The 13,147-nt window shown below is 68.5% G+C and carries 9 protein-coding genes, 1 tRNA gene and 1 pseudogene; 5 read left to right on the top strand and 6 right to left on the bottom strand.

The window, feature by feature from the left end:
* Nucleotides 1-65: 65 nt before the first annotated feature.
* The 6 genes and pseudogenes from EV375_RS26435 to EV375_RS29990 all read right to left on the bottom strand — a co-directional run.
* Nucleotides 66-311, bottom strand: coding sequence for a DUF397 domain-containing protein (locus tag EV375_RS26435; protein ID WP_130302446.1), 246 nt, complete (start codon nucleotides 309-311; stop codon nucleotides 66-68).
* Nucleotides 308-1,183 (bottom strand): Scr1 family TA system antitoxin-like transcriptional regulator, encoded by an 876-nt coding sequence (locus EV375_RS26430; protein WP_130302445.1) that lies wholly within the window; start codon nucleotides 1,181-1,183, stop codon nucleotides 308-310. Before EV375_RS26430 ends, EV375_RS26435 begins: the two co-directional genes overlap by 4 nt.
* A gap of 333 nt (nucleotides 1,184-1,516) precedes the next feature.
* On the bottom strand, nucleotides 1,517-2,899 hold the full coding sequence (locus EV375_RS26425) for an OFA family MFS transporter (RefSeq protein WP_130302444.1): 1,383 nt from the start codon (nucleotides 2,897-2,899) through the stop codon (nucleotides 1,517-1,519).
* Nucleotides 2,900-3,168: 269 nt separating this feature from the next.
* On the bottom strand, nucleotides 3,169-5,328 hold the full coding sequence (locus EV375_RS26420; RefSeq protein WP_130302443.1) for an acetate--CoA ligase family protein: 2,160 nt from the start codon (nucleotides 5,326-5,328) through the stop codon (nucleotides 3,169-3,171).
* A 3-nt stretch (nucleotides 5,329-5,331) separates the two neighbouring features.
* Entirely contained in the window at nucleotides 5,332-6,564 is a 1,233-nt protein-coding gene (gene frc, locus EV375_RS26415; protein ID WP_130302895.1) for a formyl-CoA transferase, read from the bottom strand.
* A gap of 55 nt (nucleotides 6,565-6,619) precedes the next feature.
* Nucleotides 6,620-6,860 (bottom strand): annotated as a pseudogene (locus EV375_RS29990) (thiamine pyrophosphate-binding protein); the annotation flags it as partial.
* 264 nt (nucleotides 6,861-7,124) lie between these two features.
* Here EV375_RS29990 and sucC point away from each other — a divergent pair.
* From sucC to pntB, 5 genes are all read left to right on the top strand, one after another.
* Entirely contained in the window at nucleotides 7,125-8,288 is a 1,164-nt protein-coding gene (gene sucC, locus EV375_RS26405; protein WP_130302894.1) for an ADP-forming succinate--CoA ligase subunit beta, read from the top strand.
* A gap of 14 nt (nucleotides 8,289-8,302) precedes the next feature.
* Nucleotides 8,303-9,181, top strand: a complete 879-nt coding sequence (gene sucD / locus EV375_RS26400) for a succinate--CoA ligase subunit alpha (RefSeq protein WP_130302442.1) — start codon at nucleotides 8,303-8,305, stop codon at nucleotides 9,179-9,181.
* Nucleotides 9,182-9,622: 441 nt separating this feature from the next.
* Nucleotides 9,623-9,707 (top strand) — tRNA-Leu (locus EV375_RS26395).
* Between the two features lie 372 nt (nucleotides 9,708-10,079).
* The gene (locus tag EV375_RS26390) at nucleotides 10,080-11,624 is read left to right on the top strand and encodes a Re/Si-specific NAD(P)(+) transhydrogenase subunit alpha (RefSeq protein WP_130302441.1); all 1,545 of its coding nucleotides are present in this window, start codon (nucleotides 10,080-10,082) and stop codon (nucleotides 11,622-11,624) included.
* A gap of 6 nt (nucleotides 11,625-11,630) precedes the next feature.
* Entirely contained in the window at nucleotides 11,631-13,091 is a 1,461-nt protein-coding gene (gene pntB / locus EV375_RS26385) for a Re/Si-specific NAD(P)(+) transhydrogenase subunit beta (RefSeq protein WP_130302440.1), read from the top strand.
* The last annotated feature ends 56 nt before the right edge of the window (nucleotides 13,092-13,147 follow it).

Raw genomic sequence — 13,147 nt, 5'->3', positions numbered from 1 at the left:
TCCCACGCGCATGCGGGGGAGGGAAGCGGCCCGGCGCCGTTGTCGCTGAACGTCCGTCCTGGGGCTCAGGCCCGGGACGCGTACGAGACGAAGCCCGCCCAGGCGGTGGGGGAGAGGGCGAGCTGCGGGCCCTGGGCGTTCTTGGAGTCGCGCACGTGGACGGTGTCCGGGCAGGAGGCGACTTCCACGCAGTCGTCGCCGGAGGGGCTGCTGTAGCTGGACTTGTGCCAGGAGAGGGCGACTTCGACGCAGTCGCCGCTGGAGCTGCTGCTGTAGCTGCTCTTGAACCAAACCAGTTCGCTGGCGCTCATAGTGCTCCTCGCATTCGCGTCAGCAGGCTCAGGGAGTCTTCAAGGGGGAGTGCCTGCGAGCGCATCCTGGCATACCGCATCTGGTGAATGCTGACCACTTTCGGGTCGGAGACGAAGTGGCCGGTCTCCTGCCCCTCGCTGTAGCCGAAGCACTTATGTTCCGGAGTCTCCAGCAGCTGCATTGGACCGTGCAGCCCCGCGTGGTTCTCCCGCTGGACGGGCATCAGCTGGATCTCCACGTTGCGCAGTTCCGCGATCTCCAGTACGTGGTCGATGAGTTCCCGTGTTACCGCCGTTCCGCCCGTGTGGCGAAGAAATAGATGCTCTTCCAGGATGAAGCTGTAGGCCGTGTTCGGCCGCTCTCTCAATAGGCGTTGCCGATCTGCCCGTGCTGCCCACAGGGCCTCGATCTGCTCGTCATTAAGCGGGGGAAGGTGATTGGCGTACAGCGTCCGCGCATACGCTTCCGTCTGCAACAGCCCTGGAATCAGGCGGCATTCGTAGGTGTTGAGCGTGATCGCCTCGGCTTCGAGCCGTGCCCATTGCCGGAACCAGCTCGCCAGTCCCGGCTGACGCGAGAGGTGCCGCGCCGCGCCGCGCAGTGCCCCGAACGCGTCCAGCACCTCCTCCGCGCGTTCCACGAACTCCGGCTGCGGGAACCGCCGTCCCTGTTCGACCGAGGCGACTGTCTGGGGTCCGTAGCACACGCGTGGCGCGAACTCCTCCTGCGTCAGCCCCTTCCGTTTGCGGAAGGCCTTGAGGACTTCGCCGAACGCCTTCAAGCTGTCCGACGTTTCGGGTTCGCAGCCGATCGGCGCGCCGCCCGCCCCGGTGACGTTCGCCCAGCCCGCACCGTCCGTGCCGTCCGTCATGCCCGGCCGTCCTCTCGTGCTTCCGTACCTCGCAGATCTCGTACTCACGCATCGTCACGAACGCCACACGGACCGTCCACTCTCCGCACCCGTACGCCCCCCGCCAGTACGGGTGGCAGACCTGGTGAACGGCCGTCCCACCGTCTTGCCCGGGACCGGTCCGCTTGCGGGCTGCCGTTCTGCGAAGACGCTCTGCCCGCACGGGTGTTGAGCCAGATGAAGGCGAAAGCGGCGGGCGCACGGACGGACGCGAGAACGAACAACTGCCGGGCCACCCGCGGGATGCGGGCGGCCCGGCAGCTGCCGGATCTGTCGTCCTCCGTTTCCTCTTCCTCACTCACCGCCGATCGGCTGCGGATTGGGCGTGATCACTGACTTCTTGGGCCGTCCCGGCTGGGTCAGGAACAGCGCCACGACGCCGGCGAACAGCGACGTGCCGCCGGCGAGCCAGAACGCGCCGCCGTAGCCCCACGAGCTCACGACCATCGAGCCCAGGCCCGCGCCGGCTATGCCGGACAGCAGCTTGGAGCTGTAGACCATGCCGTAGTTGGTGGCGTTGTTGTTCTCACCGAAGTAGTCCGCCGTCATCGCCGCGAACATCGGGAAGATCGCGCCGCCGCCGAAGCCGGAGATCATCGAGCAGAGCAGGAACAGCGGCATCGACTTCGCCTCACCGGACAGCAGGATGCCGAACTGCGACAGCCCCAGCACAGCGCAGACGAAGATCAGGCACTGCTTGCGGCCGTACCGGTCGGACAGCCACCCGATGACGCCACGCCCGGTGCCGTTGACGATGGCCTTCAGCGACATGGCCGTGGCGACGATGCCGCCCGCGAAACCCATCTCGTTGCCGAAGGGCACCTGGAAGGCGATACCGAAGATGTTCACACCGGACGTGCACAGCAGACAGAACCACATCAGCGGCACCCGTCCGGTCTGGAACGCTTCCTTGGCGGAGTACTGCTTCACCGCGGGCGGGTTCATCTTCAGCGCGCGGCGTGCGCGCGGGTCGTCCGGCTCCTTGAGCGGGTCGACGTGCGGAGGCCACCAGTTCTTCGGCGGGTCCTTGAAGAAGGAGCCGGCGACGGCGACCACGGCTGCCAGGAAGATGCCGACAGTGATCAGCACCCAGCGGAAGTTGCCGACGTCCATGAAGCCGGTGAAGATGAACACGAACGGCACCGAGCCGTAGGCGAAACCGCCGTTGACGAAGCCGGTCTTGCCGCCCTTCCGTTCCGGATACCACTTGCCGACCATGTTCACACAGGTCGCGTAGACCGCACCGGCGCCCATGCCACTGAAGACACTGAAGCCGATGTAGGCCATGATGACGTTCGGCGAGTAGGCGAGCGCCAGATAGCCGATGAAGGTGCCCAGGGCACCCCACATCATCGCCTGCCGTGCGGGGAAGCGGCCCGACTCGCGCAGCTTGCCGACCGGGAAGGCCACGCCTCCCTGGAAGAGGACCCAGATTCCCATCATCCAGAAGATGTGCGCACTGTTCCAGCCGTGCGCGGTGTGGAGCGTTTCCTCGGCCGACGCGAACGCGTACTCCGCCGAGGAGATGCCCATCATTCCGACCCACGGGAGGATGACCATCCAACGGCGGTGCCGCCCCATGATGTCGATGTCGGTCTCGCCTATCCGGTAGGTCCGACCGTTCTTGTCGGTCACCTCCCTGTATGGGAGGGCCGACGGTGCTTCCGTTGTTGTCATGTTCTGCACCCCTTGCGTGGAGAGAGTCTGGCCAGCGCCCCCTGTCCCGATCTCTTGCTCTGGTGCTGCGTCCTGCCTTTCAGCTCGTCCTGCGGGTGTGGGGACTCCGGCGGCCGCGGTTCCGCCGGAGCCCTGCCGGGGCTTCCCGCCGTAGCGGCGGAGGGAGGTGGATCCGCCCTCACGTGGGAAGCCCACGGCATCTGCGGCTCGTCAGTTGTGTCGCTCTTGTCGTCCCCTGCGCGGTGTCACACGTGGTGTCACGTGCGGTGTCACCGCAGCAGGCCCGCCGCCCGGGCCCACCGGTACTTGGCGCCCAGCACCGCGACCGGCTTCTCCGTCGTGTACGGGTAGGCGACCACGCCGCGCTCGAAGAGGTACTGGCTCGCCTCCTCGACCTCGGTGTCGCCCGCGAGGGACGCCACCACCGGCTTCTCGATGCCCTTCTCCCGCGCCTCGGCCACGACCCTGGCCGTCAGCTCCGCGAACACCATCGGCGGAGTGACGATCGTGTGCCAATAGCCGAGCACGAGAGAGTGGATGCGGGGGTCCTCCAGTCCGAGCCGGATCGTGGCCTCGTACGTGGAGGGCGGCTCACCGCCGGTGATGTCCACCGGGTTGCCCGCGGCGCCGAACGGCGGGATGAAGGCACGGAAGGCCTTGTCCAGGTCCGGCGGGATCTCCATGAGCGACATTCCGTTGTCGACGATGGCGTCCGAGAGCAGCACGCCCGAACCGCCGGCGCCGGTGATGATCACGGTGTTGTCGCCCTGGGGGGTGGGCAGCACGGGCAACGCCCGCGCGTACTCCAGCATTTCGTTCAGGCCCGGCGCCCTGATGACGCCGGCCTGCCGCAGGACGTCGTCGTAGACGGCGTCGTCGCCCGCGAGCGCGCCCGTGTGCGAGCCCGCGGCCTTGGCGCCCGCACTGGTGCGGCCCGCCTTGAGCACGACGACCGGTTTCTTCGGCACGGTCGCCCGTGCCGCTTCGACGAACGCCCGCCCGTCCTTGAGGTCTTCGAGGTGCATCGCGATGCACTTCGTGTTCGGGTCGTCCGCGAAGTAGGTGAGCAGATCGTCCTCGTCGAGGTCGGACTTGTTGCCGAGCCCCACGATCGCGGAGACACCGGTGCTGGTGCTGCGCGCGAAGCCGAGGATGGCCATGCCGATGCCGCCGGACTGGGAGGTGAGCGCCACACCGCCCTTGACGTCGTACGGCGTGCAGAACGTGGCGCACAGGTCGTGCCACGTCGAGTAGTAGCCGTAGATGTTCGGGCCCAGCAGCCGCACACCGTGCTTCTCGCCGATGGCGACGATCTTCTCCTGGAGCTCCACTTCACCCGTCTCGGCGAAACCGGACGGAATCAGCACGGCGTTGGGAATCCCCTTCGCGCCGACGGCCTCCAGGGTGTCCGGCACGAACTTCGCCGGCACGGCGAAGACCGCCACGTCGACGTCGCCGGGGATGTCGGCGACCGACTTGTACGCCTTGCGACCCAGGATCTCGTCGGCCTTGGGGTTGACGGGGTGGATCTCCCCGGGGAAACCGCCGTCGACGAGGTTGCGCATGACCGAATTGCCGATCTTGCCCTGCTCGTTGGAGGCGCCGATCACCGCGACCGACGACGGCTGCATGAGCCGCTTCATCGAGGTGCGGATCTCCTCCGGCGAGTAGCGCCGCCGCTCCGCGGGCTGCCCCTCGGAGAGGAGGATGCGGATGTCCGCCGCCATCGCGCCGTCGGGCGAGGCGAAGACCGGGTTCAGGTCGACCTCCACCAACTCCGGGAAGTCGTGGGCGAGTTGCGAGACGGAGGTGATCACCTGCGTCAGCGCCTCGCGGTCGACCGGGTCACTGCCGCGTACTCCCTTGAGGACCTCGGAGGCCCCGATGCCGTCGAGCATCGACTCCGCGTCCTCGCGGGACGCCGGCGCCAGGCGGAAGGTGACGTCCTTGAGGACCTCCACCAGCACACCGCCCAGACCGAAGGCGACGACCTTGCCGAAGGTGGGGTCGGTGACAGTGCCGACCAGCACCTCCTGCCCGGGCTTCGCCATCTGCTGCACCTGCACGCCGAGCACGTTCGCGTTCGCGTCGTACTTGCGGGCGTTGCCGACGATCTCCGTGTAGGCGCTGCGCACCTCGGCGGAGGAGGACACCCCGACGCGTACGCCGCCCGCGTCGGTCTTGTGCAGGATGTCCGGCGAGACGATCTTCATGACGACGGGGAAGCCGAGCCTGTCGGCCAGCTGCACCGCCTCGTCGGCGGATTCCGCCAGTCCCTCGTCCGGCACCGGGATGCCGTAGGCGTCCGCTACGCGCTTGCCCTCAGGAGCTGTCAGCGACGTGCGCCCCTCGGCGCGGGCGGCATCCAGTACCGCCCGTACCGCTTCCTTGTCCGGCGTGGCGAGGCCGTCGTTCTTACCCTGCGCCATCGGTCAGATCACTCCGTTCGTCTTGAGCAGCGCCAGTTCTTCCTCGTTCAGGCCCAGCTCGCCTATGTAGACCTCCTCGTTGTGTTCGCCCAGCAGCGGCGAGGAGGTGATTTCCACCGGGGAGTCGGAGAGCTTCATCGGGGAGCCCACGGTGGTGAACGAACCGCGCTCGGGGTGATCGACCTCGACGATCATCCCGTTGGCGGCCAGGGACTCGTCCTCGACGATCTCCTTCGTCGAGAGGATCGGCCCGCAGGGGATGTTGTGGGCGTTGAGGGCGCCCAGCACCTCCCACTTGGGCAGCGTGGACGACCACTCCTCGATCATCTGGAACATCTTGTTCAGCTTCGGGAGCCGTGCCTCCGGGGTGTTCCAGTCCGGATCCTCGGCGAGTTCGGGACGGCCGATGAGCTTCGTCAGCGGCTCCCAGCCGACGGGCTGCACGATCACGTACACGTAGTCGTTGGGGCCGCCCGGCGCGCACTTGACCGCCCAGCCGGGCTGTCCGCCGCCGGAGGCGTTGCCCGAACGCGGCACCTCGTCACCGAAGTCCTCGTTCGGGTACTCGCCGAGCGGACCGTGTGCGAGCCGCTGCTGGTCGCGCAGCTTCACACGGCACAGGTTGAGCACCGAGTGCTGCATGGCCACGTTGACGCGCTGTCCCCGGCCCGTGCGCTCGCGCTGGAGCAGCGCGGCGAGGATCGCGGCGACGGTGTGCACGCCGGTGCCCGAGTCGCCGATCTGCGCCCCGGTCGCCAGCGGCGGCCCGTCCTCGAACCCGGTCGTCGACATCGAGCCGCCCATCGCCTGGGCGACGACCTCGTACGCCTTGAAGCTGGTGTACGGGCCCTCACCGAAGCCCTTGATGGACGCGTAGATCAGCTTCGGGTTGATCTGCTTGATGCGGTCCCAGGTGAAGCCCATCCGGTCCACCGCTCCGGGGCCGAAGTTCTCCACGAGGACGTCGCTGCGCCGGATGAGCTCCGTCAGCAGCTCTTTGCCGCGGTCGCTCTTGGTGTTGAGCGTGATGCTGCGCTTGTTGCAGTTGAGCATCGTGAAGTAGAGCGAGTCGGCGTCCGGCAGGTCCCGCAGCTGCTTGCGGGTGATGTCGCCCGAGGTCGCCTCGAGTTTGATCACGTCGGCGCCGAGCCAGGCGAGGAGCTGAGTGGCAGAGGGCCCGGACTGGACGTGTGTCATGTCCAGTATCCGAATCCCGTCGAGTGCCTTCTCCGTCACCGTTGTCGGGCCGGTGGCATGACTGATATCCGTCACATCGGTCACCGCAGTCACCTCACTTGTACATCGTCTGGTTCATGGTTCCGGGGGCGTACGCACCGGGGTCGATCCACCACGTTGACCAGCGAGGGCTCGCCGGATTCGCGTGCGCGCTCCGGCGCCGGCCTGAGCTCGGAGGGCTCGCGCACCACTTCGCCGTGGCCGCCGAGCCGTGCGAACTCCTCGCAGGGAACGTCGCCGAGGGTGTTGCCGACCCGCTCCCGCTCCTCGCTGTACTCGGCCTTCCGGCCGTGCCGCCGCAAAGCGTGTGGATGACCTCCACGCCCTCCGCCTTCAGCGCCTTGGTGACCAGGTGTCCGCCGGATATCAGGTCCGGGCTCCCGCGGCTTTCCTGGCTGTCGTCGGGCATGGATCACGAGTCCCTTCGTCGGGTGCGAGCTCCGGTCAGAGCAGATTGCATACAGTCGACGAATACTGTATGAACCTTGTTATCCCGCATCGAGAGAGCGATGTCCAGGGGGCGTGCACCGATCGTTTCGAAGATCGACCAGGGAGCACATGTGGACCTTTTCGAGCACCAGGCGAGGGAACTCTTCGAGCACTACGGCGTTTTGGTACCGGAAGCGGCGGTCGCGGAGACGGGCAGCGCGGCCCGCGAAGCGGCGGTGAAGCTCGACGCCGATCAGCACGGCGTCGTGGTCAAGGCGCAGGTCAAAACCGGAGGAAGGGGCAAGGCCGGCGGCGTGAAGCTCGCGGCCGACGCCGCCGCCGCGGAGATCACGGCACGTCAGATCCTGGGCATGGACATCAAGGGCCACACCGTGCACAAGGTGATGCTCGCCCAGCCGTTGAAGGTCGAGAAGGAGTACTACGTCTCCTTCGTCCTGGACCGTGCACAGGGATGCTTCATCGCCATCGCGTCCGCCGAGGGCGGCATGGAGATCGAGGAAGTGGCCGAGGCGAGGCCCGAGGCCGTTGCACGGGTCCCCGTCGATCCTGCGGAGGGCGTGACCGACGAGAAGGCCGCGGAGATCGTGGCGGCCGCGGCACTGCCGGTGAACGTGGCGCCCGTGCTGCGCAAGCTGTGGCAGATCCTCCAGTCCGAGGACGCGCTCCTCGTGGAGGTCAACCCCCTTGTCCGCACGGCCGACGGCGAGATCGTCGCGCTCGACGGCAAGGTCACCCTCGACGACAACGCCCGCTTCCGGCAGGCACGTTGGGGCGAGCAGGGCCACAGTGGCGAGGCCGGCGGCCAGGACGCGCTGGAGGCGCAGGCCGCCGAGAAGGGCCTCAACTACGTCAAGCTGGACGGCGAGGTCGGAGTCATCGGCAACGGCGCGGGGCTCGTGATGTCGACCCTCGACGTCGTCGCCGGCTGCGGTGCGAGGCCCGCGAACTTCCTCGACATCGGAGGCGGCGCCTCCGCGCAGGTCATGGCCGACGGCCTGTCCGTCGTCCTCGGCGATCCGTCCGTGAAGTCCATCCTCGTCAACGTCTTCGGCGGCATCACCGCGTGCGACGCGGTGGCCGACGGCATCACCCAGGCCCTCGGGCAGATACGGCTGACCAAGCCGCTCGTCGTACGGCTCGACGGCAACAACGCCGTGCGCGGACGCGAGATCCTCGAGGCGAACCCCCATCCGCTGCTGGAGCAGCGGACCACCATGGACGGCGCCGCGCAGCGGGCCGCCGAGCTGGCCACGGCCGCGGCTGCGGCCGCGTAGGGAGGCGGGAGACCATGGCGATCTTCCTCAGCAAGGAGAGCAAGGTCATCGTCCAGGGCATGACCGGCTCGGAGGGCATGAAGCACACGCGCCGCATGCTCGCGTCCGGCACCGACATCGTCGGCGGCGTGAATCCCCGCAAGGCCGGTCAGGACGTCGACGTGGACGGGCGTTCCGTGCCCGTCTTCGGCTCGGTCGCGGAGGCGCGGGAGGCGACGGGCGCCGACGTGTCGGTCCTCTTCGTGCCACCTGCCTTCTCCCAGGCGGCCGTTGTGGAGGCGGCGGACGCGGGCATCCCGCTCGCCGTCGCCATCACCGAGGGCATCCCTGTCCACGACGCGGTCGCCTTCCGCGCATACGCGCAGGAGCGCGGCACGCGCATCATCGGCCCCAACTGTCCCGGTCTCATCAGCCCCGGGCAGTCCAACGCGGGCATCATCCCCGCCGACATCGCACCGGAGCCCGGCCGTATCGGCCTGGTCTCCAAGTCCGGAACGCTCACCTACCAACTCATGTACGAACTGCGGGAGATCGGCTTCTCCAGCTGTGTCGGCATCGGCGGCGACCCCGTCATCGGCACCACGCACATCGACTGCCTCGCGGCCTTCGAGGAGGACCCGGAGACGGACCTGATCGTGATGATCGGCGAGATCGGCGGCGACGCGGAGGAGCGTGCGGCGGACTTCATCAAGGAGAACGTCACGAAGCCCGTCATCGGTTACGTCGCGGGCTTCACCGCTCCCGAGGGCAAGACCATGGGGCACGCGGGCGCCATCGTCTCCGGTTCGTCGGGCACCGCCCAGGCGAAGAAGGAGGCGCTGGAGGCGGCGGGTGTGCGGGTCGGCGAGACCCCGACCGGGACGGCGCGGCTCGTGCTCGACCGGCTGGCGTGAGCTGACCGGGCCGGCGTGAGCTGCGCGGGACGACGTGACGTTCCGCATATCTGGGCGGGGGCGGGTGTAAAGGCACGCGCCAACTGGCTACTGTCCAGTAATAAGTTCACGCCGGCTTCAGCGACCCGCCCCGTATGTGCAACGAGAGCGGAGAAGAACGATGGGCACCACACCCTCACCCTGTTCACTCCCACCCCGGACACCGACAGGTCCTCACAGCCCCACACCCGGGCCCGCCCACCCGGCGGGCACCCGGCCCCGCCGCCGCGGCGCCGCACCCCAGGCCCTCACCGGACTGCGGGCGGGCCTGCCGCCGCGGCGGGCGGACCGGCACCACCCCGGTCGGGCCGCCCGCTCACCGGGGATCACCGAGGTGAAGACCGCTGCCGGAGCTTGGTATGGTTGTCCGCGTCGCCACGGCAGAGCCGGGCGACGACCCTTGTCCGGGTGGCGGAATGGCAGACGCGCTAGCTTGAGGTGCTAGTGCCCTTTATCGGGCGTGGGGGTTCAAGTCCCCCCTCGGACACAGATCTTGCGCCCGCCGGCGTCGGTCCCTTCCCGGCCGGCGCCCGCGGATTTCTCTCCGGCGGGCGGCTTTCCCCCCTGCGTCCCGTGGGTGGTCCACCCCGTGACAGGCTCCGTTTACGCGCCGCGGCAACGCGCATCCTCATATCAGCCGCTGCTCCGCTGCCGTCCGTTCGCCCTTCCACCCGAGGCCGAGCCGGACGAGCACCCGCCACCGCGGGTGGGCCACGGAGAACTCACATCGGCAAAGTCCCTGCACAGGGCCCGTCACCCTGGCATTAAATAAGCAGCCCCGCAGCAGTCCCCTCGCTGCCGTCCGGCCCCGCAGCGCAACGGACGGCGCAGCCGCCCAACACCCCGCAAAGGGAGATCGATGTCAGATTCACATCCGCAGCAGATCGGCGTCCCCGCCGAGTCGAAAGCCGGAGAGACCCGGGTCGCGGCCACACCCGACAGCGTCCGGAAGATCGCGAAACTCGGCTATGAAACCGTCGTCGAAGCGGGAGCCGGCGCGGCCTCGGGGTTCTCCGACGAGCAGTACACCGAAGCGGGCGCGACCATCGGCGACGCCTGGCAGGCGGACGTCGTCCTGAAGATCAACGAACCCTCGCGGCAGGAGATCGGGCGGCTGCGGGACGACGCGACGCTCATCGGCATGCTCGCACCCGGCCTCAACCCGGAGCTCCTGGACGACCTCGCGCAGCGGTCCCTGACCGCGTTGTCCATGGACGCGGTGCCGCGGATCTCGCGGGCGCAGTCCATGGACGTGCTCAGCTCCATGGCCAACATCGCCGGATACCGGGCCGTCATCGAGGCGGCGCACGTCTTCGGGCGGTTCTTCACCGGGCAGGTCACCGCGGCGGGCAAGGTCCCCCCGGCAAGGGTGCTCGTGGCCGGCGCGGGCGTGGCGGGCCTCGCCGCGATCGGCGCGGCCAGCAGCCTCGGCGCCGTCGTGCGGGCCACCGACCCGCGCCCGGAGGTCGCCGACCAGGTCCGCTCGCTCGGCGGTGAGTACCTCGCCGTCGACGTCGAGCAGGAGGCGTCGACCGACGGATACGCCAAGCAGACCTCCGACGCGTACAACCGGCGTGCCGCGGAGATCTACAGCGAACAGGCCGCCGAGGTCGACATCATCGTCACCACGGCGCTGATCCCCGGCAAGCCGGCACCGCGGCTCATCACCGCGGAGGACGTGGCGAGCATGAAGCGCGGCAGCGTCATCGTCGACATGGCCGCCTCCCAGGGCGGCAACGTCGACGGTTCGGTCGCCGGCAAGGCCGTCGTCACCGACAACGGCGTCACGATCATCGGCTACACCGACCTTGCCGGGCGCCTGCCCACCCAGGCGTCGCAGCTCTACGGAACCAACCTCGTCAACCTGCTGAAGCTGCTCACGCCGGAGAAGGACGGGCAGCTGACGCTGGACTTCGGCGACGTCGTGCAGCGGTCCGTCACCGTCGTGCGGGACGGCGAGAAGACCTGGCCGCCCCCGCCGGTGCAGGTGTCCGCGGCTCCGGCCGCCAAGCCGGCCGAGGAGACGAAACCGGCCGAGGAGGAGAAGAAGCCGCGGCTGACACCTTCGGCACGGTACGGCCTCGTCGGCGCCGGAATGGCCGCCGTGTTCGCGCTGATCGCCTTCTCGCCGAGGCAACTTGCCGAGAACTTCACCGTGTTCGCCCTGGCCGTGGTCATCGGCTTCTACGTCATCGGCAAGGTCCACCACGCCCTGCACACACCGCTGATGTCGGTGACCAACGCCATCTCCGGCATCGTCGTCGTCGGGGCGCTGCTGCAGATCGGCCACGTCGGGCCGGTCGTCACGGTCCTGTCGTTCGTGGCGATCCTGCTCACCAGCATCAACATCTTCGGAGGCTTCTCCGTGACCCGCCGCATGCTCGGCATGTTCTCGAAAGGCTGAGGCCCCATGACTGCCACCACGTCTGCACAGGCCGCGGATCTCGTAGCGGCCCTTCTGTTCATCCTCAGCCTGGCCGGGCTCTCGCAGCACCGCACGGCACGTGCCGGGATCGGCTTCGGGATCGCCGGCATGGCGATGGCGCTGCTCGCCACCGTGGTTCTCGCCGCGCGGGAGATCTCCGCCACCGCCACCATCCTGATCCTGGTCGCCATGGCGATCGGCGCCGCGGCGGGCTTGTGGCGCGCGCGTCTCGTGGCGATGACCGAGATGCCCGAACTCATCGCGATCCTGCACAGCTTCGTCGGCGTCGCCGCGGTGCTGGTCGGCTGGAACAGCTACTTCGAGGTCGAGGCGAAGGGCGACGCCCAGCACGTCGTCCCCGCCGAACTGCTCGGAATCCACCACGCCGAGGTGTTCATCGGAATCTTCATCGGCGCCGTCACCTTCACCGGCTCGGTCGTCGCGTTCCTCAAGCTGTCCGCACGCATCAAGTCCCAGCCGCTGATGCTGCCGGGAAAGAACGTGCTCAACCTCGGTGCGCTCGCCGGGTTCCTGGTCCTGACGGTCTGGTTCACCATCGCCCCGAGCCTGGGCCTGATGATCGCCGTGACCGTGCTGGCGCTCGCCCTCGGCCTGCACCTCGTCGCCGCCATCGGCGGCGGCGACATGCCGGTCGTGGTCTCGATGCTCAACAGCTACTCGGGATGGGCCGCGGCCGCCGCCGGTTTCCTCCTCAACAGCAACCTCCTCATCGTCACCGGTGCGCTCGTCGGCTCCTCCGGTGCGTACCTGTCGTACATCATGTGCAAGGGCATGAACCGCTCGTTCATCTCGGTGATCGCAGGCGGGTTCGGCATCGAGGCGCCCGCCGGCGAGGACGCCGAGCAGGGCGAGCACCGCGAGACGAGCGCGGAGGAGGCCGCCGAACTCCTCGGCGCCGCAAGCTCCGTGATCATCACGCCCGGATACGGCATGGCCGTCGCCCAGGCCCAGCACCCCGTGGCGGAGTTGACCCGCACGCTGCGCGAACGCGGCGTCGAGGTCCGCTTCGGCATCCACCCGGTCGCCGGTCGCCTGCCGGGACACATGAACGTCCTGCTGGCCGAGGCGAAGGTGCCCTACGACGTCGTGCTCGAACTGGACGAGATCAACGACGACTTCGAGCACACGTCCGTCGTGTTGGTGATCGGCGCCAACGACACCGTCAACCCGGCCGCGGCCGAGGACCCCACCAGCCCGATCGCGGGCATGCCGGTGCTGCACGCCTGGGAGGCGGAGAACGTCATCGTCTTCAAGCGGTCAATGGCCTCCGGATACGCGGGAGTCCAGAACCCGCTGTTCTTCCGCGAGAACACCAGCATGCTCTTCGGCGACGCGAAGCAGAGCGTGGAGAACATCCTCCGGGCGCTGGAGGACGCGGGTTCGTCCGCAGGCTCCGGCGCGCGCCCGCAGGCGGCGGGGGTCTGAGCAAAGAGAACCGGGGCCGGGCCGCTCACGATGCGGCCCGGCCCCCTCGGACTGGG

Source organism: Streptomyces sp. CNZ301 (assembly GCF_004217425.1).
The sequence above is the reverse complement of the archived record's forward strand: the minus strand, read 5'-3'. Positions and strand labels throughout refer to the sequence as shown.